Annotated in this window: 29 protein-coding genes and 2 riboswitches; of the genes, 23 read left to right on the top strand and 6 right to left on the bottom strand. The window is 41.7% G+C overall.

Annotation, left to right across the window (positions count from 1 at the left end):
• Positions 1-53 precede the first annotated feature (53 nt).
• The 5 genes from QUF86_RS21210 (at position 54) to QUF86_RS21190 (ending at position 6,255) form a co-directional block, all read left to right on the top strand.
• On the top strand, positions 54-959 hold the full coding sequence (locus QUF86_RS21210) for a LysR family transcriptional regulator (protein WP_289335541.1): 906 nt from the start codon (positions 54-56) through the stop codon (positions 957-959).
• 169 nt (positions 960-1,128) lie between these two features.
• Positions 1,129-2,304, top strand: a complete 1,176-nt coding sequence (locus QUF86_RS21205) for an acyl-CoA dehydrogenase family protein (protein ID WP_289335540.1) — start codon at positions 1,129-1,131, stop codon at positions 2,302-2,304.
• Between the two features lie 27 nt (positions 2,305-2,331).
• Positions 2,332-3,906: a class I adenylate-forming enzyme family protein gene (locus QUF86_RS21200; protein WP_289335539.1), complete on the top strand. Its 1,575-nt coding sequence runs from the start codon at positions 2,332-2,334 to the stop codon at positions 3,904-3,906.
• A gap of 467 nt (positions 3,907-4,373) precedes the next feature.
• Complete coding sequence (locus QUF86_RS21195) at positions 4,374-5,801, top strand: alanine/glycine:cation symporter family protein (protein WP_289335538.1); 1,428 nt, start codon at positions 4,374-4,376, stop codon at positions 5,799-5,801.
• A gap of 232 nt (positions 5,802-6,033) precedes the next feature.
• A complete protein-coding gene (locus QUF86_RS21190) occupies positions 6,034-6,255 on the top strand; it encodes a YozQ family protein (protein ID WP_289316659.1) in 222 nt (73 codons plus the stop codon).
• 102 nt (positions 6,256-6,357) lie between these two features.
• Here QUF86_RS21190 and QUF86_RS21185 read toward each other — a convergent pair whose 3' ends face one another.
• From QUF86_RS21185 to QUF86_RS21165, 5 genes are all read right to left on the bottom strand, one after another.
• Positions 6,358-7,203, bottom strand: a complete 846-nt coding sequence (locus tag QUF86_RS21185) for an energy-coupling factor ABC transporter ATP-binding protein (RefSeq protein WP_289316658.1) — start codon at positions 7,201-7,203, stop codon at positions 6,358-6,360.
• Between the two features lie 18 nt (positions 7,204-7,221).
• The gene (gene cbiQ / locus QUF86_RS21180; protein ID WP_289316657.1) at positions 7,222-7,998 is read right to left on the bottom strand and encodes a cobalt ECF transporter T component CbiQ; all 777 of its coding nucleotides are present in this window, start codon (positions 7,996-7,998) and stop codon (positions 7,222-7,224) included.
• Positions 7,985-8,296 carry an energy-coupling factor ABC transporter substrate-binding protein gene (locus tag QUF86_RS21175; protein ID WP_289316656.1) on the bottom strand — a complete coding sequence of 104 codons (312 nt, stop codon included), beginning with the start codon at positions 8,294-8,296 and terminating at the stop codon, positions 7,985-7,987. The genes cbiQ and QUF86_RS21175 overlap by 14 nt, the downstream gene beginning before the upstream one ends.
• A 1-nt stretch (position 8,297) precedes the next feature.
• Positions 8,298-9,041 (bottom strand): energy-coupling factor ABC transporter permease, encoded by a 744-nt coding sequence (locus QUF86_RS21170; RefSeq protein ID WP_289335537.1) that lies wholly within the window; start codon positions 9,039-9,041, stop codon positions 8,298-8,300.
• Between the two features lie 33 nt (positions 9,042-9,074).
• Positions 9,075-9,233 carry a hypothetical protein gene (locus tag QUF86_RS21165; RefSeq protein ID WP_289335535.1) on the bottom strand — a complete coding sequence of 53 codons (159 nt, stop codon included), beginning with the start codon at positions 9,231-9,233 and terminating at the stop codon, positions 9,075-9,077.
• Positions 9,217-9,412: riboswitch (cobalamin riboswitch) on the bottom strand. (Overlaps the previous gene by 17 nt.)
• Before the next feature lie 205 nt (positions 9,413-9,617).
• Positions 9,618-9,806: riboswitch (cobalamin riboswitch) on the top strand.
• Between the two features lie 149 nt (positions 9,807-9,955).
• Between QUF86_RS21165 and QUF86_RS21160 the strand changes: the two genes are divergently transcribed.
• The 18 genes from QUF86_RS21160 (at position 9,956) to QUF86_RS21075 (ending at position 25,672) form a co-directional block, all read left to right on the top strand.
• Positions 9,956-10,324: a (2Fe-2S) ferredoxin domain-containing protein gene (locus QUF86_RS21160; RefSeq protein WP_289316654.1), complete on the top strand. Its 369-nt coding sequence runs from the start codon at positions 9,956-9,958 to the stop codon at positions 10,322-10,324.
• 14 nt (positions 10,325-10,338) lie between these two features.
• Entirely contained in the window at positions 10,339-11,994 is a 1,656-nt protein-coding gene (gene cobJ / locus QUF86_RS21155) for a precorrin-3B C(17)-methyltransferase (RefSeq protein ID WP_289335534.1), read from the top strand.
• 18 nt (positions 11,995-12,012) lie between these two features.
• Positions 12,013-12,957, top strand: coding sequence for a sirohydrochlorin chelatase (locus QUF86_RS21150; RefSeq protein ID WP_289335533.1), 945 nt, complete (start codon positions 12,013-12,015; stop codon positions 12,955-12,957).
• Positions 12,954-13,721 (top strand): precorrin-6A reductase, encoded by a 768-nt coding sequence (cobK, locus tag QUF86_RS21145; RefSeq protein ID WP_289335532.1) that lies wholly within the window; start codon positions 12,954-12,956, stop codon positions 13,719-13,721. The genes QUF86_RS21150 and cobK overlap by 4 nt, the downstream gene beginning before the upstream one ends.
• A gap of 15 nt (positions 13,722-13,736) precedes the next feature.
• The gene (locus QUF86_RS21140) at positions 13,737-14,384 is read left to right on the top strand and encodes a precorrin-8X methylmutase (RefSeq protein WP_230156409.1); all 648 of its coding nucleotides are present in this window, start codon (positions 13,737-13,739) and stop codon (positions 14,382-14,384) included.
• Positions 14,385-14,389: 5 nt separating this feature from the next.
• Entirely contained in the window at positions 14,390-15,523 is a 1,134-nt protein-coding gene (locus QUF86_RS21135) for a cobalt-precorrin-5B (C(1))-methyltransferase (protein WP_289335531.1), read from the top strand.
• On the top strand, positions 15,486-16,700 hold the full coding sequence (gene cbiE, locus QUF86_RS21130; protein WP_289335530.1) for a precorrin-6y C5,15-methyltransferase (decarboxylating) subunit CbiE: 1,215 nt from the start codon (positions 15,486-15,488) through the stop codon (positions 16,698-16,700). The genes QUF86_RS21135 and cbiE overlap by 38 nt, the downstream gene beginning before the upstream one ends.
• Positions 16,693-17,400 (top strand): precorrin-2 C(20)-methyltransferase, encoded by a 708-nt coding sequence (gene cobI, locus QUF86_RS21125; protein ID WP_289316648.1) that lies wholly within the window; start codon positions 16,693-16,695, stop codon positions 17,398-17,400. Before cbiE ends, cobI begins: the two co-directional genes overlap by 8 nt.
• Entirely contained in the window at positions 17,397-18,173 is a 777-nt protein-coding gene (cobM, locus tag QUF86_RS21120; protein WP_289335529.1) for a precorrin-4 C(11)-methyltransferase, read from the top strand. Before cobI ends, cobM begins: the two co-directional genes overlap by 4 nt.
• On the top strand, positions 18,170-19,294 hold the full coding sequence (locus tag QUF86_RS21115; protein WP_289335528.1) for a cobalt-precorrin 5A hydrolase: 1,125 nt from the start codon (positions 18,170-18,172) through the stop codon (positions 19,292-19,294). The genes cobM and QUF86_RS21115 overlap by 4 nt, the downstream gene beginning before the upstream one ends.
• A gap of 16 nt (positions 19,295-19,310) precedes the next feature.
• On the top strand, positions 19,311-20,726 hold the full coding sequence (locus QUF86_RS21110) for a cobyrinic acid a,c-diamide synthase CobB (RefSeq protein WP_289335527.1): 1,416 nt from the start codon (positions 19,311-19,313) through the stop codon (positions 20,724-20,726).
• A 14-nt stretch (positions 20,727-20,740) separates the two neighbouring features.
• On the top strand, positions 20,741-21,550 hold the full coding sequence (gene cobA, locus QUF86_RS21105; RefSeq protein ID WP_289316644.1) for a uroporphyrinogen-III C-methyltransferase: 810 nt from the start codon (positions 20,741-20,743) through the stop codon (positions 21,548-21,550).
• Positions 21,529-22,092 (top strand): nitroreductase family protein, encoded by a 564-nt coding sequence (locus QUF86_RS21100; RefSeq protein ID WP_289335526.1) that lies wholly within the window; start codon positions 21,529-21,531, stop codon positions 22,090-22,092. The genes cobA and QUF86_RS21100 overlap by 22 nt, the downstream gene beginning before the upstream one ends.
• Positions 22,093-22,106: 14 nt before the next feature.
• On the top strand, positions 22,107-22,643 hold the full coding sequence (locus tag QUF86_RS21095) for a cob(I)yrinic acid a,c-diamide adenosyltransferase (RefSeq protein ID WP_289335525.1): 537 nt from the start codon (positions 22,107-22,109) through the stop codon (positions 22,641-22,643).
• A 12-nt stretch (positions 22,644-22,655) separates the two neighbouring features.
• Entirely contained in the window at positions 22,656-24,173 is a 1,518-nt protein-coding gene (locus QUF86_RS21090; protein WP_289335524.1) for a cobyric acid synthase, read from the top strand.
• A gap of 187 nt (positions 24,174-24,360) precedes the next feature.
• Complete coding sequence (locus QUF86_RS21085; RefSeq protein ID WP_063233522.1) at positions 24,361-24,633, top strand: HU family DNA-binding protein; 273 nt, start codon at positions 24,361-24,363, stop codon at positions 24,631-24,633.
• A gap of 207 nt (positions 24,634-24,840) precedes the next feature.
• Complete coding sequence (locus QUF86_RS21080; protein ID WP_289335523.1) at positions 24,841-25,038, top strand: hypothetical protein; 198 nt, start codon at positions 24,841-24,843, stop codon at positions 25,036-25,038.
• A 502-nt stretch (positions 25,039-25,540) separates the two neighbouring features.
• Complete coding sequence (locus QUF86_RS21075; RefSeq protein ID WP_289316640.1) at positions 25,541-25,672, top strand: hypothetical protein; 132 nt, start codon at positions 25,541-25,543, stop codon at positions 25,670-25,672.
• On the opposite strand, the gene QUF86_RS21070 is transcribed toward QUF86_RS21075, so the two are convergent.
• Positions 25,656-26,441, bottom strand: coding sequence for a protein kinase domain-containing protein (locus QUF86_RS21070; protein ID WP_289335522.1), 786 nt, complete (start codon positions 26,439-26,441; stop codon positions 25,656-25,658). The two genes, QUF86_RS21075 and QUF86_RS21070, sit on opposite strands and share 17 nt — an antisense overlap.
• Positions 26,442-26,672: the final 231 nt, after the last annotated feature.

Raw genomic sequence — 26,672 nt, 5'->3', positions numbered from 1 at the left:
GGGCTTTCCGTTAGAGGTATTATATTTGTATTAGGATAGAAGGAGAATGAACCATGAATATTGAACAATTGGAATATATCATTAAGGTAGCCGAGGTTAACTCGATTTCCACGGCTTCAGAAAGCCTTCATATCTCTCAATCTGGAATCAGCATGGCCATTACGAGTTTGGAGAAGGAATTAGGTATAAAAATCTTCAAGAGGTCACGATTAGGAACCATTCCTACAGAAGATGGAAAGGAAATCATCCAGAAAGCTCTTGAAGTATTAAGCAAATTGGAAGAAATAAGAGACAGTGCCCAAATACATTCAGATACGATGGAAAAAGAGTTACGCCTATCATCTACACAAGGTTTATTTCTTACGGTTTTACCTAAATCATTAGCGTTATTTAAGAAGAAGTATCCCGAGGTGAAAATTATGATTGAAGAGAAAGGGGGACAAGAGATAACCGAAGATATACTGAATTATAAGATAGACATCGGACTATTAAATATTCCAAGGGTTAAACCGAAAGAAAATGAGTTGGAATTTCAGCCCCTAATGGAAGCAAAAGTGATTGTGTCGGTCAGTAAGAATTCCCCTCTAGTGAACCGGAAAAGCATAACCCCACAAGAGCTGCTGGACCAAGATTTAGTCGTCTACAATGGACCGAGAATGAAGACATTTATTAAAGAATTTTTTACTCTTTACGGTGAGATGAATATTTTGTTTTTCACAAATAATACAGAGATTATCAAAAAAACGGTCGCTGAAGGATTAGCCATTTCCTTTTCGTATGATATTGGAATTAACAGCGATCCCTATTTCCTAAGCGGGGAACTTGTGGCTATTCCTTTGGTGGAGCTAGAAAATAATTCAATGGAATTCGGTTACGTTCGCTCTAAGAAGCAACATTTTTCAAAAGCTGCAAGAGAGTTTATTAAATGTCTCGAATTCTACACTACTCTTAAATATTAGTTTCCTATGGTAATTGGGAAACTAATATTTTTTTGCATTTACATCAATATTTCTTATGTTTGTATCATATTTCTTTAATTTACTTAAATATAATTTACATTTAAAATTAATTTTATAACATTTTGAATATTAAATTAAATGCGAAATTCAAAGGTGAAAGGGGAAAACTATGGTAACTATGAAGGAAGAGAAATTAGAGGTGCTTCAAACAAAGTTACAGGATTTTATTCAAAATGAATTGCTTCCCTACGAACAGGAGCATGAATTAAACGCTGAAGAGGATATCCCGATGGAAGCCATACAATGGGTAAGAAAACGCTCCAGGGAATTGGGCTTTTACGGGATTAACCTCCCTGAAAAATATGGGGGACAAGATGTTAGCTTAAAAGGGCTATGCATGTTTAAGGAAGAATTGGCCCGTTCCGGAGCGGTTTTATGGGGGCAGGTTATAGGGGAGATTGGCGGGCCGCTAAGAATTGGTCAGATGTTGGAAAGTTTTACACAGGAGCAAATAGAAAAATATGTGATGCCCGTGGTGACGGGAGAAGCTAGCTGCTGCTTTGCCCTTACAGAACCAAATGCTGGATCAGATGCTTTTGCTATCGAAACAACAGCCGTTAAAGACGGGAATGATTATATATTAAATGGTAAAAAGCATTTTATCAGTGCGGCCCCCTATGCTGATTTCGCCATTGTCATAGCGAAAGAAACTCAGAAAGGAGAAAAAGAAGATAGAATCACTGCTTTCCTGGTAGATAAAAAAACACCCCATCATTCGGGGTTTGAACTAGGAGACATTCAAGTCCCACTATCAGGAGAACGCATACATGCTGAATTGAATTTCAATCAATGTCGAGTTCCTGCCGCCAATATAATCGGAGAAAGAGGAAAAGGGTTACTGCTCGGATTGAAAAGAATAAACACAAATCGCGCTTCCCATGCGGCCGGCTTCATCGGGATGGCTCAACACCTCCTCAATTTATCTATTGAACATGCTAAAAAGCGAGTCCAATTCGGCCGGACTATCGGTGACTTCCAGGCAATTCAGCATATGCTCGCAGAAATGGCGACGGAAATCTACGCGGCAAAGTGCATGGTCTATGATGTGGTTGAAAAAATCGATCAAGGAGAAGAGGATCGGGCCGGCACCTCCATGGCTAAACTGTTTGCTTCAGAAGTAAATAGCCGTGTGGCCGATAAGGCTATCCAAATCTTTGGCTCTAAAGGCTTGGTAAAAGGGCATCCGGTAGAAAAAATGTACAGGAGTGCACGAATGTATCGGATATTAAGCGGAACCTCAGAAATTCAAAAAAATACAATTGCCAAAGCATTATTAAAAGGGTAAAACCTTTATCGAGGGAGGAAATGATCTATGCTGAATAAGTTGACATTTCAGTCACTGTTGAATCAAGGAATGAAACGATTTGGAGAACTGCCGGCCATTACCTTGTTGCCAAACGGAGAAACGATAACTTACGAAGAGTTATGGAGAAAAACAGAACTTATCTCTTCTTATTTACTTCGCTTGGGTGCCGGAAGGGGTGTCCGCATAGCGTCTATCATCCCAAACAGTTTGGAAAGTGTGATGTTTGGTTTGGCTATCCAGCAATGTGGAGCTACCCTAGTGCCATTAAGTGAAAAACTGGGGAAACGAGAAATAAAATTCATTTTAAAGGAAGCAAAACCAGAAGTGGTCATAATAGCTACGCAGACACACTTTGACACCTTATTTGAGTATTTAGAAGAAATGAAGAAGGATGGTGTCCATATCATTGGGCTTCCTGGATTTAATATTAATTATCCGGAGGAGTTTGAACAGTTTCAATGGCCCGGTGAAATAAAAAATATGGACTTGCCATTAGCTGAAGCAAAAGACATTGCCCTTCTGTCATACACAGGCGGGACGACGGGTACACCCAAAGGCGTCATGCATTCCCAGAAAGGACTCGGCGCCGCCATACTTTCTGCGGCTATCGAAGACCCGCTAGATGACCGAGACCGGGTATTGCTAAGTACGCCAATTGTGCATTCTGCCGGTTCATTACTTTGGAGATCCCTTGTTTCGGGCGTCCATGTTTATGTGATGGGCTCATTTGACGCTGCAGCATTCATACAGGCGATAAAGGAACATAAAATTACGACGACATTCATGGTACCGACAATGTTATACAGACTCCTTGATCAGACAAAGAAGATGGAATATGATATGAGCTCCATGCGCAATATCTTCTATGGCGCGTCACCAATTTCACAAAAGCGCCTTAAAGAAGCTTTTGAAGTATTCGGGCCTATCATGCGCCAGCAATACGGCATGACAGAGTGTAATATTGTCATTACAAGATTATCGAAAAGCGCTCATTTATGGGCTTATCATAACAATTCGGAAATTTTGAAGAGCTGTGGAAAACCGTGCATTTTTACCGAAGTTCGACTGATTGATAAAGATGGAAATGATGTAAAACCATCCGAGTTTGGAGAAATTATCGTAAAATCACCAGCAATGATGGTAGGCTATTATCAAAGACCTGATCTTACTCAGGAATACATCCGTGATGGTTGGTTCTACACTGGTGATATTGGTAAATGGGATGAAAGCGGTTACCTTTATATTGTAGATAGGAAGAAAGATATGATCATTACAGGCGGGATGAATGTATATTCTTCAGAAGTGGAACGAGTGGTGAACCAGCACCCTTCTGTTGCATTAAGTGCTTGCATAGGCGTTCCCCATCCAGATTGGGGAGAAGTAGTTTGTGTCGTGGTAACACTGCGAGAAGGATTGACCTGTACTAGTGAGGAATTAATTGATTTCTGCAAACAAAGAACCTCTAAGTATATGGTTCCTAAAATAGCCTATTTTATTGATAAGTTTCCATTAACGCCGATTGGAAAAATTGATAAGAAAGAATTAAGAAAGGTGTTTGCACAAGGTATTCTAACCATCTAGGAGAGGTAGAACAAGGATATCATAAAAGACCTAATTTCAACATTGAGACCTACAGCAAACTAGAATATAAGAGAGAGCAGATGAATGCAAATATAAGCCTCGCACGTTAACCTGGAACCGGGACGTGTGAGGCTTTTATGCACTATATCTAAGGTGTTTTTTGAATATTAAGGATAACAATGGAATTTAATTAACGATGTAGTGAATGTTAAATATAGTGAGTCAGAAAGATTATTATTATTAGAGAATGATATTGAAATATTATATTTTTTCGATTGATTCCACCAAATCATGAATGAAAAAAAATGTGAGTTAGGATATAATATATTATTGTATTGGAGATTCATTCTGGAATTTCCTTTTTTTATGGGCTTCATTTGTTTATCTCCCTGATGAATCGGGAAATAAATTATAGTTGTATATGTTTTTGAAATAATATTTAGAGTTAAGTAGAGGGGTTTGTTTTAATGGAGATGTTAGAAAAATTTATTAGTGAGACAAATGATGTGTTATGGTCTTCCATATTGATCATCATGTTGATTGGATTGGGTCTTTATTTTTCCGTCCGCACGAAGTTTGTCCAATTCCGAATGGTAGGGGAAATGTTCAGGCTATTGGGCGAAGGGGCCACAGCTGATAAAAAAGGTGTGACATCGTTTCAGGCATTTTGCATAAGCACGGCATCACGGGTAGGAACGGGTAACCTTGCAGGTGTCGCCATCGCAATCACGATGGGAGGTCCAGGAGCAGTTTTCTGGATGTGGTTAATAGCACTGATCGGAGCTGCTTCGGCTTTTATTGAAAGTACACTTGCTCAAATCTATAAGGTCAAGGATGGGGATGCATTCCGTGGCGGTCCTGCCTATTATATGGAAAAAGCATTGAATGCCCGTTGGATGGGGATCACGTTCGCTGTGTTGATTTCGCTTACATTTGGACTTGCTTTCAATTCGGTACAAGCCAATACGATTACAAGCGCATTCAACGAATCATTTGGAATTGAAAAGTGGGTTACGGCAATCATCCTGGCTATCGTAACGGCTGTCATCATTTTTGGCGGGATAAAAATGATTGCAAAGGTATCTGAAGTCATCGTTCCCATCATGGCAGGAGCCTATGTGATAGTGGCGTTGATCATCATCATCATGAATATTACCGAGTTACCGAGTGTCTTTGCTTTGATCTTTGAAAGTGCATTCGATGGAATAAAAGAAGTGGCTGGCGGAGTACTGGGAGCAGCCATGATGCAGGGAATCAAGCGCGGCTTGTTTTCAAACGAAGCCGGGATGGGTAGTGCACCTAATGCTGGCGCGACAGCTGATGTCAGTCATCCTGTCAAACAAGGTCTCATTCAGTCTCTAGGTGTTTTTGTCGATACGCTCATCATTTGCAGTTCGACTGCCTTCATCATTTTGTTTTCAGGTCTTTATACATCGAAGGAAACGGATGGAATCGTCCTTACCCAGAATGCCCTTGGAACCGCATTGGGATCTTGGGCTGGTATTTTCCTTGCCATCATTGTACTGTTATTCGCCTTTAGTTCCATTGTGGGTAACTATTATTATGGGGAGTCGAACATCGGCTTCATCAATGAAAATAAGGTTTGGTTAAACATCTATCGTATCGCAGTTGTAGGGATGGTGATATTCGGTTCGCTTGCCTCACTGAAATTTGTTTGGGGACTGGCTGACTTGCTGATGGCCCTTATGGCCATTATCAACCTGATAGCCATAGCATTACTAGGGAAGATTGCATTTGCTGCACTGGCGGATTATCAAAAGCAAAAGAAATGTGGGAAAAATCCTGTCTTCCATGTGAACAATATTAAAGGTTTGAAGAATGTGGAATGTTGGGGTGACCCAAACGATAATATGGATGTGAAGAAGGAGGCCTAACCTCTTATTAAGCTTACATGTAAAATCCTTGAAAAGGGATTTTGCTTGTAAGTTTTTTTTGTGAAATCAATTGATTGAAAATAAGTAGAGTCAGCCTTTTTTCCTCCTTTTTTTATCATTATTGAATATTGCTTTGTTTTTTACACAAAATACCTTTGTCTCTATTACTGCTGTCAATCGATTACTGCTGTCAATCGATGATTGGACAAATTGAAAACTGGGAGTGAAAACAATGGATAGCAAGCAATCAAAAAATGAATCTTCAGAAATCGCAGGAAGAACATATGATGCCAGTGACTATAAACGGGAAGATACTTTATCTTCTGGATTGGCCACAACCCACGAACAAGTTTCGGATACTTATGCGGAAGGCGAGATAAAAGCTGTCATTGATGATGTAAACGGAAAGGATATCGAGATTAAAAAAGAAGGATCTGAGGAAGAAAGGAAATGACTTGTTTATTGGTTAGGGTCAAGAATTTCCGGCTGATATTTTAAGGATACAACGATTTAATCCCCTAGCTTTTTGAATGATGAAACAAGCTAGGGATTTTAATTAATAAATTTTTTCTGTCTCGATTTTTTGAAGCAACTCTTCCTTCGTTCTTGGGACAAGTTCCTTTTCTCCGGGTATTCTTGATTGAAGAAGGGCTTGAAACATTTCAAAAACCCACGGCTTCTCGAGATGAGCCTTCATCAAAATGTCTTCATCATGAAAAACGGATACAGGGTCCCCTTGGTATATGACCTTTCCATCGTTCATGACAACGACTTCATCAGCCCATTGATAGGCTAAATTAACATCATGAGTTGATAGAATTATCGTTTTGTCTGGGTGGTGGATACTGTCCAACAGAGCCATGATCTGTCTGGAGAAATAAGGATCCAATCCAGCGGTAGGCTCGTCCAAGAGCCAGACATCGGGTTCCATGGCTAGTACCCCGGCAATGGCGACACGTTTTTTTTGCCCTAAGCTCAAAAAATGGGTAGGTTTGTCTTTCATTTCCGTTACTTCCGTTTGATCCATCGCCCATTGCACTTTCTCCTGGACTACATTTCTATCCCATCCTAAATTCATCGGTCCAAACGATATATCCTGTTGAACATTAGCGGAAAAAAGCTGGGAGTCGGGATCTTGAAAAACGATTCCGACTTGTTTTCGTAATGATAATAATGCTTTACGGTCATATTTCATTTTCTTGCCTTTAAATCTGATTGTTCCTGATGTTGGTTGTAAAAGACCATTTAAATGGAGGAATAGAGTCGATTTGCCGGCTCCATTATTGCCTAATAATGCAATCTTTTTACCTTGTTGAATCAGTAGTGAAAGATCTTTTATCGCGAACGTCCCATCTGCATATTGATGCGTGAGGCCCTCTATATTAAAGATATGCTCTTCCATTTTTGAATTGCCTCCAATTTACATATATCCATAAATAAGGATTAAACTTCCTAGTATTACAATGGCGATTAGCCAATTGCGTGAGGAAAAGGTGTAAGTATCCTCGATATAAGAAAGGTTATCCTGATATCCTCTTGCGTTCATGGCCATCGTCAATTGCCCAGAGCGCTGGAATACTCCCAAAAATAATGATGAGGTTAGTAACCCGAGAGATCGAATGCCTTGCCTTACCGAACCATATCCCAGTCGTGAAGCTTGTGCTAGGTGGATGGCCAAAGCTGTATCTAAAAAAATAAAGATGAAGCGATAGGTCAATTCTATTAGATCGATCAATAAGGAAGGCACTTTAAGTTTTCGCAGTACGGATAGAATGACGGTAATGGGTGTAGTCAAGGTTAAGAAATATAAACAGCTTATACTGCTAAATACGACAGTGATCAAATTGATCACTGTACCAATGCTGCCATCGCTGATGAAAATTTGCCAATTTCCGACTTTCCAGGACCACCAAATATTCGGCATCGAAGTAAATGTACTGGAGATAGAAAAAAGGATGGTAAGTGTGCCTGATAATAGAAAGAATCCTGGTAATAAGAGTAATTTCAGATAATACGAAAGCGGGATTTTTGCCACAAAAAGGATTAAAGCGCTCATCACCATAAAAGTGATGAGCGAAACGGCCAAATCCCTTACCGTTAACGAAAACAGCATAAGGGAGAGTGCAAAAATCATCTTTTCCAACGGATGTACATCCTTTAGCCCATTGAAATAGGCATATTTATCAATGAGTAACATGTTTCGATTTTTCGTTCATTTCTTGTTTGGTTTGTTTTTTCCTTTGTCTCATTACGCCAATGAAGTATCCAATGAAACCAGCTCCGATTGCAGCTTGCAGCGCAAATAATAAGCTCTCGGTTTCTGCACCTGGCGGCTCCCAAATACTATTGAACCAAGGCTTGTATTCCGGCTGGATTTTAGTGATGGCTTCTTCAGCTTCGCCGTCGGCACCGCCAAATTCCGTTCCTTGCTGGGTGATTAACGGTATGGTGGCAAGAATGACGACCAGGAAAAGCAGCAATAAACTTTTTTTCATGTTAACGGGCCTCCTTAGATAAAACTCGCAGCAATTTCAATTCGCCTAGATTGTATTTTTTTAGGAAATTCATCACAACCACTGTCAATAATCCCTCGCTGATTGCCAAGGGAATTTGGGTCAGGGCAAATATTCCTGCAAATTTATTGAATGAGGCCATGAATCCACCTACCTCGGATGGAAAAGCAAGTGCAAGTTGAACGGAAGTTACCACATAGGTTCCTAAATCGCCAAAAGCAGCTGCCAAGAAAACGGCCAGCGAAAAAGACCACCCCAATTTAGTTGCGCCCTTGAAGACAAAGTAAGCAATGAAAGGTCCGCATACAGCCATGGAAAATGCATTGGCCCCTAATGTCGTCAATCCACCGTGAGCCAGTAGAACAGCTTGAAATAATAGAACGATGGAGCCTAAGACACTCATGGCCAATGGCCCGAATAATATGGAACCTAAACCAACTCCGGTAGGGTGTGAAGAACTTCCAGTAACGGAAGGAATCTTCAAGGCAGATAATATGAATACGAATGCACCCGATAGACCGAGCATCATTTTTGTTTCTGGGTTTTCCCTTACTTTGGACCTAATGGACCGGTAACCCAAGATTAAAAATGGAAGGGTCACGGCCCACCAAAATATGGCCCATTCAATTGGTAAAAAGCCCTCCATGATATGCATGGCCATCGCACGTTTTGGGACAAGAAGCAGTAAAATGACAAAATAAAGAATTTTCCAATTGACTCTTTTCATTCTTTCTCCTTTCAACACCTTTAATTTTTCTGATCAAAACTTTAGAAGAAAAGCGGCGCCCAACATAAAAAGCACTTCTCTCAAAAGAAAGAAGTGCGTAATGAACAGGAATTTTGCAGCATAAACCAATATGGGCCATTCTGCCTGATCCGCACACCCATCCTCGTAGGTTGAAACAGTTTCACGCTTCATGGCAGGTCTCCTGGCTTAGGTTCATTGTCCCGTTACATCCTTCCCATCTCATTTGACAGTGGATTAATGTTAACGTAATAGGACTTCCCTTTACAGTGGCGGGACCGCTCCGGACTTTCACCGGCTTCCCTTTTAAGCTGAATTCCGAGAAATTCAACACCATAAAACTTATGTAATTATTTCGAAAATTCTCGTATAGTGTACCATAAAGAAATAATTCCAGCTACACTCTCTTTTTTTTTTTTTTTGACTAAGAATGCAGAGAGGAAAGGCTTATGGCTGGATTTACACTATTAAACTTTTCTAAACAGTCGGAATAAACTATTGAATTTTGCTAAAGTTGTTATATGATAGATAAGGTTAGCTATAATTGTATAATAAAACCAAATATTTCATTTTAAAAGTGCTCTTGTGTGAATTTCCAAGGGATAATAGGGAAATCGGTGAAAATCCGATGCAGCCCCCGCTACTGTAAACGCTGATGAATTGTCGATAACCACTGGCTTAAAGCCGGGAAGGGACAAAGTAAAATGAAGCGTAAGCCAGGAAACCTGCTTTTGAAATTGTATGATACTTTTCGGAGGGAAAGGTAGAAGGACTATGACGATTTTGGGAGATTCAGCATATTTGCGGAGGGCTCCTCATTCATATAGTTTTTTAAACCTTGACTCTTATGTTAAGGTTTTTTATTTTGCCTTTTCCCTGAACTCAGGAGGAAGAAGATGACTACTTGGAACTTGAAGGGTACAAATACGCATTTGTTGATTTGCAATGGAAGCAGTTGCATGAAAAAGGGCGGGGAAGAAGTAACTCAAGCGATTCGCGATGAAATTACTTCAAAGGGACTGGATTTGAAAATTCATACAACAAGGACACGCTGTAACGGAAGATGTAAGGATGCCTGCGTTGTGATTGCCTATCCCCAAGGGAAATGGTATAGAGTGGATACGCCTGATTTCGGTCGGGAGATTGTCAGCAATATCGAAGATGGGGAATATGTTCCACAGATGATCTACCAATTCAGTGATGGGGAAATGACGCCTAATCCGGATTTTCCTGCTCATACGGGTATTTCAAAGAACAAATCGTAAAAGGAGATGTCTTAATGAGTACAAACGGTAAATTATTCGTCGTGGGCTTTGGACCAGGGAATTTTGAACACATTACCAAACGTGCTGTCGAAGCCCTTCAAGAAAGTGACTACATCATTGGTTATAAAACTTATGTTGAACTCATTCAGGGACTGCTTACAGATCAAACGATCATTAGTACGGGGATGACTGAAGAGGTATCACGTGCTCAGGAAGCAGTAAAACAAGCGGAGTTGGGAAAAAAAGTGGCTGTCATTTCCAGTGGGGATGCCGGAGTGTACGGGATGGCAGGGTTGGTTTATGAAGTATTGATTGAAAAAGGTTGGAAAGAAGAAACTGGAGTGGGCATTGAAGTCATTCCTGGTATTTCTGCAATCAACTCTTGTGCGTCTTTACTTGGGGCACCAGTCATGCACGATTCGTGTACGATCAGCCTCAGTGATCATTTAACTCCTTGGGACCTAATCGCTAAAAGGGTGGAAGCAGCTGCAATGGCTGATTTTGTCATTGCGCTTTATAATCCGCGCAGCGGCAGGCGGACTAGGCAAATTGTTGAAACACAGAAAATTCTCCTTCGCTACCGTTCGCCAGATACACCTGTCGGGTTGGTGAAAAGTGCTTATCGCGATCGGCAGGATATTGTCATAACCAATTTGAAAGATATGTTGAATCACGATATTGGAATGTTGACCACCGTCATTATCGGTAATTCATCCACTTTTTTATACGATGACAAAATAATCACACCAAGAGGCTATCAGAGGAAATATACATTGAATTCGGAAAAGCAAACATTGAAGCCGCATCAGCGTCTGCAAAAAGAAGCGGAACCGTGGGCATTAGATCAAGAAGCCGATTCCATGCAAGAAACCTCTACGAAGTCTGCTGGAGGAGTTGGATTACTTACAAAAGCTCCAGAAAAGAAGTCCACTTCTTTTGAAATGGCAATGGAAGCCTTGTCAAGAGTGAAGGGTCAAACCGTTCAGCAATCCATTAAGCCGATTGTCCAGCAAAAAATGGAGTCGGTATTCGAACTTGCCGTAAGTCCAGGTGTGGCGAATAAACAATTCACTCCCAAACAAATGATGACACTTGCGGAAGTTGTCGGGGAAAAGGGAACGATGGAATACACGCCAAATCATAAGATCGTTTTAAAGATCCCGACAACGGACCCGGAAGTCATTACGGGGAAATTGCAATCAGCAAACTTTCTATTATCGCCGATTGGAGATGTACTGACGTTAAAAGCCTGTGATTTCTGTGATGGTGAAAAAGCGGAATCCATACCATATGCGGATGAAATACACCGGGTGCTTGGCGGAATGAAAATGCCTAAGGAACTGAACATCGGATTTAATGGGTGTGGAATGGCTTGTTATAGTGCCGTGATGGATGACATCGGGATTGTCTTCCGAAAAGGGAAGTTCGACTTATTTCTTGGAGCTAAACCGGTTGGAAGAACGGCCCATCCAGGTCAGCCGGTAGCTGAAGGCATTGAACCGGAACGGCTTGTTGAATTGATTACGGACATTGTCGGGGAGTATAAGCAAAATGCCCATCCAAATGAGCGGCTTTTTAAATACTTCAAACGTTCAAAAAAGATACAGAATTTTTCTTATCAGGACATTGCTCCCAAAATAAACATAGAGCCTGCGCCTTGTGAAGACTAATCAAGAGGGGGAAAGTAAATGAAAGCAGTTTTGTTTGTAGGACACGGAAGCCGCCTGGCTTCGGGAAACGAAGAAGTCGTTCATTTTATTAAAAATATGATTCCGGCAATGGATGACAGTTTTTTGGTAGAAACGTGCTTCCTGGAATTTGCGACACCGAATATATCAAAAGGCATTGATAATTGTGTAAAACGAGGGGCTACGGAAGTTATCGTCATACCGATCATTTTGTTGCATGCAGGACATTCGAAATTACATATCCCAGCTGAAATAGAGGATGGGAAAACCAAATATCCAGAAGTGAAATTCACATATGGTCAAACGATCGGGGTCCACCATGATGTATTGACGATCCTGACAGACCGACTTGAGGAAGCCGGCTTCGATACATCCTCGGAACAGGCTGAGACAGCAATATTGCTAATTGGCCGAGGGGGCAGTGATGCTGATGCAAATAGTGATATATATAAAATTTCACGATTATTATGGGAAAAATTAAACGTTAAATGGGTCGAAACAGCGTTCATGGGTGTAACAGACCCGCATGTTGATGAAGGCATTGAACGATGCATCCGGTTGGGGGCAAAAAAAATAGTGATGCTGCCATATTTCCTCTTCACGGGGGTGTTAATGGAAAGAATGGAGGATATGCTGAAAGGCTATCAAGAGCAATATCTTGATCGGGAATTTATTTTGGCGAAGTATTTTGGGTATCATCCAACCTTACAGAACATTCTGCAAGAACGAGTAATTGAAGCTAGTGAAGGCAGATCAAGTGGGGCACGTGATTTGGAAAACTATCGAAAATATGTCGAGGAACATGGACATGCCCACCATCATCACCATCACGACCATGACCACGACCATCACGACCATCACGACCATGACCATGACCATCATGACCACGACCATCATGACCACGACCATCAGCACGATGGGCAAGAGGTGGGTACGTCAAAATGATTTTGTTCTTGGCGGGTACAAGTGATGCGCGGGAATTAGCGATTGAGATGCAGCAGGTGGGATTCAAGGTTTTGGCAACTGTTGTAACCGAGTCGGCGGCGAAGAGTTTGCAAGATGCAGGGATATCCACCCGGATTGGCCGATTAACTGCAGAGGATATGACCTCTTTAATCTCTGAAAAAGGTTTTCAGGCTGTAGTTGATGCAAGTCACCCATTTGCGGAAGAAGCATCCAAAAACGCTCTTAACGGAGCAAAGGCAGCAAATGTTCCTTATATTCGTTATGAGCGTGAAAGCCAACGGTTTCAGAATGACAAATTGATAGTTGTCCGTGATTATGAGGAAGCTGCCAAGCTGGCTGCTGCAAAACGGGGAGTCATCATGCTCACGACCGGAAGTAAAACCCTAGCGGTGTTCGCAAAAGAATTGGTAGGGCTCGAGAATACCAGAGTCATAGCAAGAATGCTGCCACGCATGGATAATATGGAAAAATGTGCTCAGCTAGGCATTGAACAAAAAAATATCGTTGCGATTCAAGGTCCATTTTCCAAAGAATTAAATAAAGCCCTATATAAACAGTATGGCGTCACATTGATGATAACGAAAGAAAGTGGCAAGGTCGGTGCGGTTGATGAGAAATTGGAAGCCGCGTTGGAATGTGGAATAGAGACGATTATGATATCAAGGCCAGATGTTGACTATCAAAATGTTCATTCCAGTTTTAATCATGTCATTGCCGAGTTGAATAATCAGTTGAATAAATAATAGGAGGAATGCAAGATGGATTTTAAAACGGATTTCAAACCACTAACGGTAGATCCAGACAAAATATATGATTATAGTTTTTCAATGATAGCTGAAGAAATGGGCGATCATGATTTTTCTGAGGATGAATGGAAGATCGTCCGCCGGGTCATTCATGCTTCAGCTGATTTTGAATTGGGAAGAAGTGTCATCGTCCATCCAAATGCCATTCAAGCTGGTGTGGAAGCCATTCGCAAAGGGAGACATGTCATTGCGGATGTGCAAATGATCGAGAGCGGTACAGGCAAAAAAAGATTTCAAAAACACGGCGGGGACGTTCATTGCTACATTTCAGATCCAGATGTGATGGTCGAAGCAAAACGTTTGAATACGACAAGAGCGATCATTTCGATGCAAAAAGCCGTAAAGGAAAATGAAGGGGGCATTTATGCCATTGGCAATGCACCTACAGCTTTACTTGAGCTCATTCGCCTTATTAAAGAAGGGATTGCAAAGCCGGACTTAATTATTGGAATGCCTGTTGGGTTCGTTTCTGCAGCGGAATCGAAAGAGGAACTGGCTAAGATCACAGAAGTGCCATTCATTACGAATATTGGCCGAAAAGGTGGAAGTACTGTCACGGTTGCAGCATTGAACGCAATTTCCCTTTTAGCTGATAGTTAATAAACATGGAAAAGAAAGTAAAAAAAGATCCCTCACAAATGCGCCATGGGTATACGACGGGGGCATGTTCGACAGCCGTGACTAAAGCGGCATTGACCGCTTTGATAACGGGGGATGCCCTTGAGGAGGCTACGATTTCCTTGCCTATCGGCCGTGATGCCACTTTCACCATTGAGAGATATGATATATCGGAAAATTCGGTTAGTGCAGAAACGATTAAAGATGCCGGAGATGATCCAGATGCCACCCATTTGGCACATATCATTTCTACTGTCAGCTGGTCGGATGCACCTGGGATCATCTTGGATGGAGGGATTGGTGTGGGGCGAGTGACCAAACCCGGGCTTCCCGTTCCTGTAGGGGAAGCGGCCATTAATCCTGTACCGCGCAAAATGATATTAACCACTGTGCAACAAACCTTGGAAGAATTTAAGATTAATAGAGGAGTGAAAGTCGTTATCTCCGTGCCTGCAGGTGAAGAAATAGCGAAAAAAACATTAAATGGCCGCCTTGGGATTGTAGGAGGCATTTCCATTTTGGGAACAAGGGGCACCGTCGTCCCTTTTTCCAGTTCCGCCTATATGGCAAGTATCGTCCAGGCTATCAGTGTCGCCAAGGCGAGTGGGTGTGAGCATCTTGTCTTAACCACTGGCGGGCGCAGTGAAAAGTATGCAATGGGCCTTCTTCAGGATTTACCTGAGGAAGCCTTTATTGAAATGGGTGATTTTGTAGGCTTCTCACTTAAGCAATGTAAAAGGCAGGGAATTAAAAAGGTATCACTGATCGGTATGATGGGTAAATTTTCCAAAGTTGCCCAAGGTGTGATGATGGTGCATTCAAAAAGCGCTCCGGTCGACTTCGGTTTTCTATCGGAAATAGCCCAAAGCGTCGGAGCTGAAGATGATCTTGTTCTTGAAATCAAGAATGCAAATACAGCGTCACAAGTCGGGGATATGATGTCAGCAATCAATAATTTTGATTTTTTTAATAAACTATGTGAATCCTGCTGTCACTCTGCTATAAAGCAAGTGAAGGGTGGCATTGAAATGGAAACGGCGATTTATTCGTTGAAAGGACAATTACTGGGAAGGGCTGTTGGAATTGAGTCAATCGATGAAATTAATCGGGATAGGGGATAACGGTCAGGAAAGCTTACTGCCTCAATATGCCCAATGGATAGAAGAAAGTGAAGTGCTGGTCGGGGGTGAGAGGGTCTTATCCTTCTTTCCGAACTATTCCGGCAAGAAGATTGTCATAAAGGGCGGTTTGAAAAAAGTGGTAGAACAATTGCAGGATGAAACTCGTCCAACGGTTGTCTTGGCTTCCGGTGACCCATTGTTTTATGGAATGGGAGGCTATCTTTCCAGCAAAATCAACATGGAGGTTTACCCATATTTCAGTTCCATTCAGCTTGCTTTTGCAAAAATGGGTGAAAGCTGGCAAGATGCTTTTCTAGTTAGTGTTCATGGCCGCAGTATGAAAGGGCTAGCCCAAAGGATTGATGGGAAAGCGAAAGTTGCCTTGCTTACTGACATCGAAAATACTCCCAACCAACTGGCTAAATATCTCCTTTCATTCGGAATGACTGAATATCGGGCATTCGTGGCTGAAAATCTTCAAGGAGAAACTGAAAACTCAGGCTGGTATGAACTTGAGGAAATGATGGAGCGGGAATTCTCCCCGTTGAATGTGGTCATTTTGAAAAGAAAATCTGAAGGTCCAAGTTGGTCTTTAGGGATAGAAGATGAAGAATTTTCACAACGTAAGCCGGATAAAGGACTCATAACCAAAAAGGAAATTAGAGTATTAAGCCTGCATGCGCTGAAGCTCAGAAAAAACAGCATAGTTTGGGATGTTGGGACGTGTACGGGGTCAATGGCAATTGAAGCGGCTAAGCTTGCATCCGAAGGACAAATCTTCGCAATTGAAAAAAATGAGCCTGACTTAGAAAACTGTTATCAAAACCAACGTAAATTCCGTACCGATATAACAGCCATTCATGGTAAAGCTCCGCAAGGATTGGAAACTTTTCCAGATCCTGATGCGATCTTTATTGGGGGGACTGGCGGCGAAATGGTAGATCTAATCAATACTTGCTGTAAACGGCTAAAAGAGGGCGGCAGGATCGTTCTAAATGCTGCAACGATTGAGAATCTTTACCGGGCTAATGAGGCATTTGCGGAAGCTGGTTTTCACACTTCCATCATGCATGCGCAAATTTCCCGAAGTAAGCCAATATTGGGAATGAACAGATTTGTACCACTTAATCCGGTTTATATCATTACTGCACAAAGAAAGGAAGACATGAATGAGTAATCTTGGTACATTATATGGCCTTGGCGTTGGCCCGGGCGATCCAGAGCTAATTACAGTAAAGGCATTTCGCGTGATTCAGGAATCTCCGGTCATTGCATATCCAAAAAAAAGAAAAGGCAGTAAAAGCTACGCCCACCGCATCGTTGAGGTTTACATCCGTCCTGAAGAGAAGGATATGCTGGGCCTTGTTTTTCCGATGACGAAAGATCAAGCGATTTTGGATCGGGAATGGAACGGAACGGTTGAAAAGGTTTGGCAAAAGTTATACGAAGGAAAAGATGTTGCTTTCGTTACGGAAGGTGATCCTCTTTTATATAGTACGTTCATACATATGATGAAATTGATGCAGGAGCTGCATCCCGAAGTCGAAATCAAGACAGTCCCGGGTATTTCTTCGTTTAATGGATCGGCGTCAAGGTTGGGCATCGCTTTGGCGGATGGTGATGATCATGTCGCGATTGTTCCGGCAAGGGATGATTATGAAGCGATGAAGAAGGCAATTGAAGATCATGATGCCGTGGTGTTCATTAAAGTGGCAAAAGTCATCGATTTAATGATTACTGTTTTAAAAGATTTAGACTTGCTTGAAAAGGCCTCGGTCGTTACCAAAGTCACATCCGATGAAGAAGTGATTTGGAAAGTGAGTGAATTGGAAGGACTTGAACTAGAATACTTAACATTGATGGTGGTGAGAAAATGAAGATATTTATCGTAGGTGCTGGCCCAGGAGATCCGGATTTGATTACTGTAAAAGGATTGAACATTCTTCAAACGGCGGATGTGATTTTATATACGGATTCATTAGTGAATGAGGAATTGATTGCTAAGGCAAAACCGGATGCCGAGGTGCTAAAAACGGCTGGAATGCATTTAGAAGAAATTGTTGGCATTATGGTTAATCGAGTTAAAGAAGGAAAGCTGGTTGCCAGGATCCATACAGGGGATCCTGCCATGTACGGCGCAATCATGGAACAAATTGTCCTATTGAAGAAAGAAGGTATTGGTTATGAGGTGATCCCTGGCGTAAGTTCGGTGTTTGCCTCGGCAGCGGCAATAGGAGCAGAGCTGACTATCCCGGATTTAACCCAGACACTCATATTGACGAGGGCTGAAGGACGTACGCCTGTTCCGGAATTTGAGAAGTTACGTGATTTGGCTAGTCATCACTGTACGATTGCCCTCTTCTTGAGTGCGACCTTGACTAAAAAAATCGTTAAAGAACTCCAGGCAGCCGGTTGGCAGGATGATACTCCGGTCGCAGTCATTCAACGGGCAACATGGCCGGACCAAAAAATCGTCCGTACCACTTTAGTGAATTTAGATGATGATATGCGTAAAAATGGTATCCGCAAGCATGCAATGATTTTGGCTGGATGGGCGTTAGACCCTACTATCCATGATAAAGATGAATACCGTTCCAAACTATATGATGCGAGTTTTACCCACGGTTTCAGAAAAGGTGTTAAGCCATGATCATTGAATTGAAGGAAGAGGAACTTGCTCCCATTAAACGGTCACATACTTATGCGATCGTGGCGATTACAAAGCATGGTGTCGAGCTGGCACGAAAATTACATACCGTTTTTTCGAATTCCGATCTTTATTACATGAGCAAATTTGAAAAAGGGGACGAAGAGCATAAACAGATCCAGCTTTTTTCGGGAAGTGTCCGTATGCTTTTACCAGCTTTATTCAAGGAATATAAAGGAATCATTTTAATTATTTCACTCGGTGCAGTCGTGCGGATGATTGCACCAATTTTGAAGGATAAGAAAACGGATCCAGGTGTGGTTGTCATTGATGACAAAGGGGAAAATGTCATCAGTGTACTGTCAGGGCATCTTGGGGGAGCAAATGAACTGACTAAGGAAGTTGCTGCTGCCCTTGACGCAAAAGCTATAATCACTACGGCTTCGGATGTACAAAAAACGATTCCTGTCGACTTATTCGGCCAGCGTTTTGGCTGGGTTTGGGATTCTGCAGAAAAATTGACGCCAGTAAGTGCGTCCGTTGTAAATGAAGAGCATGTTGCCGTTGTACAGGAGTCAGGTGAACGGAACTGGTGGTCGTATGAAACGGCATTACCTGAACGGATAATCGTATACCCGTCCATTGAAGAAGCGCTTCAAGCAAAGCCACAAGCAGCCCTGGTCGTGACTCACCGCATGCTTAGCCAGTCGGAAAGGAAAATCTTGGAAAATGGGATCGTCTACCGCCCTCAAGTCATTGCTCTCGGTATCGGGTGCAATAGAGGAACAGCGGCTGCCGAAATTGAGCAGGTGATTGAAGAAACACTAGCGGAATTATCGTTTTCCTTAAAAAGCGTTAAAGCGATCTGTACCATTTCCTTAAAGAAAGACGAAATTGGCTTAATTGAAGTTGTTAAAAAATATGGCTGGGAATTTGTTTATTATGAACCGGAAGAGCTTAATCAAGCTCAGATCGAAGCGCCATCCGATACAGTATTTAAATATACAGGTGCATATGGTGTGAGTGAACCGGCTGTCAGGATTTATACGAAAGCCGAACAATTGGAACTGGTTAAGAAAAAATCGGGGAACGTAACCATATCAGTTGGGATCATTCCTTTTTAAGGAGGCAGAAACCTATATGAACGATAGAAGATTGGTAATTGCCGGTACCGGAAGCGGTGTCGGAAAAACGACATTGACCATCGGAATCATGGCAGCCCTTCAGAAGAAAGGCTATACAGTTCAAGGGTTCAAGTGTGGTCCTGACTATATTGATCCAACCTATCATACCGCAGTTACAGGACGAATTTCACGTAATCTTGACAGTTGGATGTTCGAACATGACACCGTCAAGGAAATTCTTAACAAAGCAGCTACTGGAGCTGATATATCGATCATCGAAGGAGTCATGGGCTTTTTCGATGGCAAAAGTCCTTTATCCAATACAGGATCGACCGCTGAAATCAGCGTCATCACGCAAAGCCCTGTCCTGTTGGTAGTCAATTGTGCCAGCATGGCACGGAGTGCGGCTGCCATCGTAAAAGGATTTCAGGACTTTTCGACTGGTCCGAACATCATTGGGGTCATTGCCAATCAAGTGGGAAGTGTAGGCCATTACAAAATCGTCAAATCAGCCATTGAGCAAGAATGCGATGTACCGGTGCTGGGATATATGAAACGGGAAATGGATATTGATATTCCTAGCCGTCATTTGGGCTTGATTCCTGCAATTGAACGCGGTGAACTTAACCCGTTTTTCGATAAGCTTGCACAATTGGTCATGGAAACGATCGATATCGATCAGTTATACCGTTTGTCAAAGACAAGGGCAGTTTCCAGTGGAAACTCAAATATATTTCAACCCCAAAATGAAAAGGACGTGTGCATTGCTGTCGCAAAAGATGCAGCCTTCAATTTCTATTATCAGGAAAACCTTGAGTTGCTTGAAGCATATGGGGCGAACATCAAGTATTTTTCTCCATTAAAAGGGGAAGAAGTTCCATTGGATGCGGATGGCTTATACCTTGGAGGCGGTTTTCCTGAGGAATTTGCGGATGAACTTTCCGGGAACGTGGGTGCTATCAGATCCATCAGAACCTCCATTGAAAAGGGGATGCCGACCCTGGCGGAATGTGGGGGTTTCATGTTTTTGAGCAAATCGATTGAAACAACTTCAGGAGAAACGCATCAGATGGCAGGAATGATACCAGGCAGGATTAAAATGCAGAAAAAACTTGCGGCACTTGGGTATCGTGAAATTACAGGAACTCCAAGCAATTTTTTGATCAGTGAAACTGAACAGGCAAAAGGCCATGAATTCCACTACTCGACATTTGAAGCGGATGATGATCTTACACATGCTTACGAAGCCAAAGGCAGATTCGGTTCCAAACAAGAGGGGTGTGTATTAGGTAACCTTGTTGCAGGGTATACTCACTTTCATTTTGCTTCCAATCCAATACTGGCAAAGAACTGGATCAATGCTTGCTTAAAACAAAAAAACAGATTCACACAAGAAACCATCAACATGGAAAAGATATTTTTTGAAGATTAAGAGGAGGCGCGAGCATGAAACCGGGAAAAGTACATCTGGTCGGTGCGGGTCCCGGAGATCCGAAACTGATTACGGTATATGGGCTGGAATGTATCCAAAAGGCGGATGTCATTGCATATGACAGGCTTGTCAATCCAGAACTATTAACCTATGCAAAAGAAAATGCAGAACTGGTATATTGCGGAAAATCACCAGGGAAACATCATCTCATTCAAAATGAAATACATGAACTTTTAGTGGAAAAAGCCTTACAGGGGAAAAACGTCACTCGTCTAAAAGGTGGAGATCCATTTGTCTTTGGTCGGGGCGGTGAGGAAGCAGAGATACTGGCTGCTAACGGAATTGAATTTGATATCGTCCCAGGAATCACAGCGGGAATCGCAGCTCCGGCTTATGCGGGCATCCCGGTTACCCACCGTGAACATGCCTCAAGTTATGCCATTGTGACAGGACATGGCCGTGATTACAAGGGGCAGGATAACCTGAATTGGCAGGCATTGGCCCAAGGCATCGATACCATCGCTTTTTATATGGGAATAGGTAATATGCCGTTTATCTGTGAAAAATTGATGGAGCATGGCAGGGACGGTAAAACGCCAGTGGCTGTCATCGAATGGGGTACGACAGATAAACAGAGGACGATTACCGGTACATTGAGTTCGATTTCTTTGCTGGCTATAAAAGAGGAAATTCAAAATCCGTCAATCTTTCTAGTAGGCGATGTCGTCCAATTAAGGGAGAAAATCCAATGGTTTGAAAGAGTGATTGAATCAGAGTCCACTTTTGAAGGGAATGAGTCGGAATGTCCATCATTCAAGAATTGAAGGAACGCAGGGCAATAAGGAATTACGAAGAAAAAGAAGTAGAAGACCAAAAAATAAGGCAGTTATTGGAAGCGGCTACCTATGCCCCTAATGACCGTTTACGTGAACCTTGGAGTTTTTATGTGATCAAGGGAGAAGCGAAACAACGTTATGAAAGATTGGCAGAAAAGTATTTACATGAACGCTTCCCGACCAAACCAAAATTGATTGATAGTTCACTGGAAGTCGTAAAGACGACACCGCTTATCATTGTCGTGACTTCCGATATATTGCCTGACGATCCGGATTCATCCGAAGACAATGTTTTTGCTTCTTGTTGTGCCGTCCATTCGATGTGGCTTGCCGCAAAAGAACTTGGTCTTGGATTCGTTTGGCGTACTAGGGGAGTGGGTCTTGTCAGGGATGAACGCCTGCACGGTTTCATCGGTTCACCGGAAAATAAAAAAGTGATCGGCACCATTTTTGTCGGATACCCTAAAGCCGACCAACCAGCTCCTGCTACTAAAAGGACTTCATACATAGAGAAAACAGTATGGCTATGAAGGTAGGTGAGTGAGTGGCACGCAGAGGATTATTCCTTATTTATACGGGAAATGGGAAAGGGAAGACAACTGCCTCATTAGGGGTGACTTTAAGGGCGATCGGCAGAGGAATGAATGTCAAATTTCTTCAGTTCATAAAATCTCCAGAGCGTACATATGGGGAAGCATTGGCTTTAAAGAAATTAGGAGTTGAAATGGAACAGCTAGGTATTGGTTTTACATGGACCAAAACACCTGAAGAGCATCGCAGCGCATTACAGTTAGCTTGGGAAAAGGCGAAACAGGCCCTTAGTGATCCGGACATTGATTTACTTGTTCTGGATGAGTTGAACAATGCGTTAGCCATCTCCAAATTCCCGATAGAAGATGTCTTGCCATTGGCTGAAATCATCGATGCGATTCGTAATCGTCCCGCTCATATGCATTTAGTCATTACCGGTAGGGATGCCAAGCAAGAGCTTATGGAAATGGCGGATTTGGTTTCATCCATTGAGGCGACCAAGCATTATTATGACGAGGGTATCGGTGCTGTCAAAGGATTAGAGTTTTAGGGGGTGAGCGGAATGAAGGCACGATCCATCATGATACAAGGGACGTCATCCGATGTAGGGAAAAGTTTGATTTGTACGGCATTTTGCCGGGTATTTTCCAATAAAGGATTACGTGTTGTCCCATTCAAATCACAAAACATGGCTTTGAATTCTTATGTAACCTTGGATGGCGGTGAAATCGGAAGGGCTCAAGGAGTACAGGCGGAGGCAGCACGGATCACGCCAACAACGGATATGAATCCGATATTACTGAAACCGAAGCAGGATATGGTTTCGGAAGTCATCGTGCACGGTAAGCATTTTCTTGATATGAATGCAAAAAGCTATCGGAATCAATTTGTCCAAGAAGCCATGCCCATCATCCGTAAATCGGTGGAAAAGCTTCAAGATGAATATGACATCATCGTACTCGAAGGTGCAGGAAGTCCGGCTGAAATTAACCTTAAGGACCGGGATATTGCGAATATGCGAATGGCCAAACTCGCGGATGCGGCTGTCATTTTAGTGGCCGATATTGATCGTGGTGGAGTATTTGCGTCAATCGTGGGGACGCTTGCCTTATTGGATAAAGATGAACGCGATTGTGTAAAGGGGATCATCATCAATAAATTTCGTGGCATGCGAGAACTGTTGGACGATGGCATTGAATGGTTGGAAAAGGAAACCGGGATTCCGGTTCTCGGGGTGCTTCCCTATTTAGATGTGAATATTGAAGCGGAAGATTCACTTGCACTTTCTTCCTTACGTTTTAAAAAACCTAAAAAGGCTGAGTTTCCGATTGATGTAGCCGTCTTGAGATTTCCGCGGATTTCCAATTTTACAGATGTGGATCCTTTTTTTGATGAACCTGGAGTAGGTGTCCGGCTAGTAAGCAGTGTCAATGAGTTAGGTAATCCTGACCTTCTTATTTTGCCGGGTACAAAAAACACGATGGAAGATTTAGAGTGGATGAAACATGTGGGGTTGGATGGAGCCATCAATCAACTGCGTGAACAAGGGACGATGATCTTTGGTATATGCGGCGGTTTTCAAATGCTTGGGACTAAACTTTTCGATCCTGACGCTGTAGAAGGTAATGGTGAGAACGCAGAAGGGCTTTCGCTTCTTCCGGTGGAAACCGTATTTCAAGCAGAAAAGAAAACAGTACAAATGGAAGGTGTACTTTCTGCTGGGATAATGGAAGGTCAAATGAATCTTAACGGTTTTGAAATACATTTAGGCAGAACGACATTGAAGTCACAATTAAGGCCCTTTCTTTTATTGAAGGATGGAAGAGAGGATGGAGCCATATCCACTGACAACAAGGTAATGGGAACATACCTTCATGGGATTTTCCATAATCGCTTGTTCACTAGATTACTAGTTAACCAAATTCGGCGGAACAAGGGGTTGGATGAAGTGAATGAAAACGTTCAAAGCGACTCGGAGCGTAGGGAGGAAGCGTACAATCTCTTGGCTTCCCATTTGGAAGAAAACATTGATATGGATACCATCTATCAATGGCTGCAGCTGGAAACTACAGAAAGTTGAAAAATGGTCCGACAGAATCAAATTATGAGTTAATCAAAGCCCTTATCCTTAAAAAATGACTAAAAAACAAATCAGTATAGGGTTACACTTCCTTTTATTTAGCCATATTAAGTGACAGACGCATATAAGATATGTTATGTTGTCTTCTCTACATACTTTAAAGAATATAAAAGGATGAGGTGTTCATATGAATAAAACAGAATTAGTGAGTAGTGTGGCAGCACAAGCTGAACTGACAAAAGACGACGCAAAAAAAGTAGTGGATGCATTGTTTGAAACAATCACGGCTACTCTTGCTAAAGAAGAAAAAATCCAATTAGTTGGTTTCGGTACATTTGAAGTGCGTGACCGTGCAGCTCGTACAGGAAGAAACCCGCAAACTGGCGAAGAAATCCAAATTGCAGCTAGTAAAGTACCCGCTTTTAAAGCAGGTAAGGAATTAAAAGAAGCTGTAAAATAAAAATGAACGAAGAAAAACCTGGCGATGAAATATTCGCCAGGTTTTTTATTTACTGCCTGATACTCATTCATGAGCAGGGCGATTCGCCAAAACGGTAGATTATTTTCAATTAACCCGGTTTATGCTATTCTTGAGTTACCAAGAATCCACTGAAATGGAAAATGTCGATAACGATCTGTTATTCTTTTTATGAGGCGGGATATAGTTATGAAAAGGCCAATAGGAGTTTCTTTTATTGGTTATTTTTATATTTTCGGCGCGAGCATTTTACTGTTTACATTAGTTTTCTATGATCCTAATGCCAATCATATAGGCTTGGTGACAAGATTTGGATTTGCTGATGTACCGGAACGCTTGATTCGAGTATTAGTGGCGCTTATATCCATCGTGATGATCTACGGATAGATGAGGTTGGAAATGTGGGGATTTTGGATGATGATTGGATATTCAGCCCTGTTCGGAATGATTAGTTTGACTTTATTAATATCACACAATCAACAGCCTTTTATTGGAAATTCGATTTGGTCAATGATTGTTTTGATATATTTCATTTATGTAAAGCCTTCGTTCAAGATGAAACAGCAAGGCATACCTAATTAGTCCACTTAAGGAGAAGAGGTCTAATATACAATTCGGTTTATCGATTCTTTTTAATAATGTCCTTTTAAATGGATGGCAGTAAGGGCATTATCATTTCACCAACAATGAAAATAATCTCACCCCACCAGAAAAGTAAGGCAGTAATGGAATTAACTCAAATGAAAAAAATTTATAGTACATATTAATAAGGTTTATACTGTGACTATGTTAGGCTAATGAATAACAAGCTTTAAAATCAATATAAAAGAGGTGAAAGATATGTTGAAGAAAATAATGAAAAAAATCAAACAACTTTCCCAAGGCAGCAGTGAGCGAAGACATGGTCATTATCGCCGAGGCAGCAGCAGTAGCAGCAGAGGGTATAAACGATCTCCCATGGGTGGAAGCGACCGCTACAAAAGAAAAGGACGAGGCAGTAGCAGCTAATTCAAATTCTTAGACTCTAATGCAGCATGCAGGTCCATTGAGAGTTCTTTAATATCTGAATAAGGTTCTTGGATGCTTAATAACCTTTTCAGTATATGCACGGTTTCTTTTTCTAACGAAAGCTCTTCTGTCCAAGGAAGAGCCTTTTTACTTTTGGAAGCGTACGTCGTATAAAGTACATATAAGAGTATTTCCCCCAAATCGTAAAAATCCTGCCTTTTCATCTCCAAAATGGATTCTTTTGCGAGATTGGCCGAAACGGCCCGTTTAGACAAACCAAAGTCTATCAAGATGGGATGATGGTCTTTAAGTAAAATATTTGGTATACGTAAATCTTGATGGAAAATGTCATGGTTGTGTAGAAAGGATACCAACCCGACCAGGTCATCAAGAAAAAGTAGAGACTCTTTCTCAGTGAACGTTATATGATTCAAGAAAATATGATCTTCTAAATTATCCCCTTCAATGAAATCCATCACAAAATAAACATTTCCGTCTTGTGAAAATTTCTCGTGAAATTTGGGCATGTTTTTGTGGTTTAACATTCGTAATATGGAGATTTCACTCTCAAACTGTTCAAGCTCTTTTTTGCTGCGGCGTTTACTTGTCCGGAGCTGTTTGATCACTATATTTTCATTCGTTTTCAAATCATTGCAAAGATAAACAATGCCGTAGCTACCTGTTCCTATTACAGACGTTACCTTGTAGCGGTTATTCAAAACCACTCCTTTTTTTAAAGGTATATCCACAAAAAATTGATAGATCTTTCGAATGGAACGCAAAATTGAAACTTCCCTCACCACTTTCATTTTATTTGAGTCAAGAATACACCATACTGATTAACTAAGCTGGAAATATGAATGTTCATGGATAGTTTAACACTGATTTTTGGTAATGCGGTAATGAAACTCTTTTCTTCGGGGTGTTCCTTTATCGATATCCAATAAAATATTGAAAAAATACCAATCGTAAGAATTCCCATCAATGAAAAAAGTATTAAAAAACTATTAAAA

Origin of the sequence: Peribacillus sp. NJ11, assembly GCF_030348405.1 — a bacterium.
In the GTDB taxonomy this organism is placed as follows: Bacteria; Bacillota; Bacilli; order Bacillales; family DSM-1321; genus Peribacillus.
This window is presented reverse-complemented; position numbering and strand designations above follow the sequence as displayed.

What these genes read in the sequence shown, in the direction of transcription:
- QUF86_RS21210 (WP_289335541.1), top strand. Translation starts at nt 54, where the DNA reads ATGAATATTGAACAATTGGAATATATCATTAAGGTAGCCGAGGTTAAC.
- QUF86_RS21205 (WP_289335540.1), top strand. Translation starts at nt 1,129, where the DNA reads ATGGTAACTATGAAGGAAGAGAAATTAGAGGTGCTTCAAACAAAGTTA.
- QUF86_RS21200 (WP_289335539.1), top strand. Translation starts at nt 2,332, where the DNA reads ATGCTGAATAAGTTGACATTTCAGTCACTGTTGAATCAAGGAATGAAA.
- QUF86_RS21195 (WP_289335538.1), top strand. Translation starts at nt 4,374, where the DNA reads ATGGAGATGTTAGAAAAATTTATTAGTGAGACAAATGATGTGTTATGG.
- QUF86_RS21190 (WP_289316659.1), top strand. Translation starts at nt 6,034, where the DNA reads ATGGATAGCAAGCAATCAAAAAATGAATCTTCAGAAATCGCAGGAAGA.
- QUF86_RS21185 (WP_289316658.1), bottom strand. Translation starts at nt 7,203, where the DNA reads ATGGAAGAGCATATCTTTAATATAGAGGGCCTCACGCATCAATATGCA.
- cbiQ (WP_289316657.1), bottom strand. Translation starts at nt 7,998, where the DNA reads ATGTTACTCATTGATAAATATGCCTATTTCAATGGGCTAAAGGATGTA.
- QUF86_RS21175 (WP_289316656.1), bottom strand. Translation starts at nt 8,296, where the DNA reads ATGAAAAAAAGTTTATTGCTGCTTTTCCTGGTCGTCATTCTTGCCACC.
- QUF86_RS21170 (WP_289335537.1), bottom strand. Translation starts at nt 9,041, where the DNA reads ATGAAAAGAGTCAATTGGAAAATTCTTTATTTTGTCATTTTACTGCTT.
- QUF86_RS21165 (WP_289335535.1), bottom strand. Translation starts at nt 9,233, where the DNA reads ATGAAGCGTGAAACTGTTTCAACCTACGAGGATGGGTGTGCGGATCAG.
- QUF86_RS21160 (WP_289316654.1), top strand. Translation starts at nt 9,956, where the DNA reads ATGACTACTTGGAACTTGAAGGGTACAAATACGCATTTGTTGATTTGC.
- cobJ (WP_289335534.1), top strand. Translation starts at nt 10,339, where the DNA reads ATGAGTACAAACGGTAAATTATTCGTCGTGGGCTTTGGACCAGGGAAT.
- QUF86_RS21150 (WP_289335533.1), top strand. Translation starts at nt 12,013, where the DNA reads ATGAAAGCAGTTTTGTTTGTAGGACACGGAAGCCGCCTGGCTTCGGGA.
- cobK (WP_289335532.1), top strand. Translation starts at nt 12,954, where the DNA reads ATGATTTTGTTCTTGGCGGGTACAAGTGATGCGCGGGAATTAGCGATT.
- QUF86_RS21140 (WP_230156409.1), top strand. Translation starts at nt 13,737, where the DNA reads ATGGATTTTAAAACGGATTTCAAACCACTAACGGTAGATCCAGACAAA.
- QUF86_RS21135 (WP_289335531.1), top strand. Translation starts at nt 14,390, where the DNA reads ATGGAAAAGAAAGTAAAAAAAGATCCCTCACAAATGCGCCATGGGTAT.
- cobI (WP_289316648.1), top strand. Translation starts at nt 16,693, where the DNA reads ATGAGTAATCTTGGTACATTATATGGCCTTGGCGTTGGCCCGGGCGAT.
- cobM (WP_289335529.1), top strand. Translation starts at nt 17,397, where the DNA reads ATGAAGATATTTATCGTAGGTGCTGGCCCAGGAGATCCGGATTTGATT.
- QUF86_RS21115 (WP_289335528.1), top strand. Translation starts at nt 18,170, where the DNA reads ATGATCATTGAATTGAAGGAAGAGGAACTTGCTCCCATTAAACGGTCA.
- QUF86_RS21110 (WP_289335527.1), top strand. Translation starts at nt 19,311, where the DNA reads ATGAACGATAGAAGATTGGTAATTGCCGGTACCGGAAGCGGTGTCGGA.
- cobA (WP_289316644.1), top strand. Translation starts at nt 20,741, where the DNA reads ATGAAACCGGGAAAAGTACATCTGGTCGGTGCGGGTCCCGGAGATCCG.
- QUF86_RS21100 (WP_289335526.1), top strand. Translation starts at nt 21,529, where the DNA reads ATGTCCATCATTCAAGAATTGAAGGAACGCAGGGCAATAAGGAATTAC.
- QUF86_RS21090 (WP_289335524.1), top strand. Translation starts at nt 22,656, where the DNA reads ATGAAGGCACGATCCATCATGATACAAGGGACGTCATCCGATGTAGGG.
- QUF86_RS21085 (WP_063233522.1), top strand. Translation starts at nt 24,361, where the DNA reads ATGAATAAAACAGAATTAGTGAGTAGTGTGGCAGCACAAGCTGAACTG.
- QUF86_RS21080 (WP_289335523.1), top strand. Translation starts at nt 24,841, where the DNA reads ATGAAAAGGCCAATAGGAGTTTCTTTTATTGGTTATTTTTATATTTTC.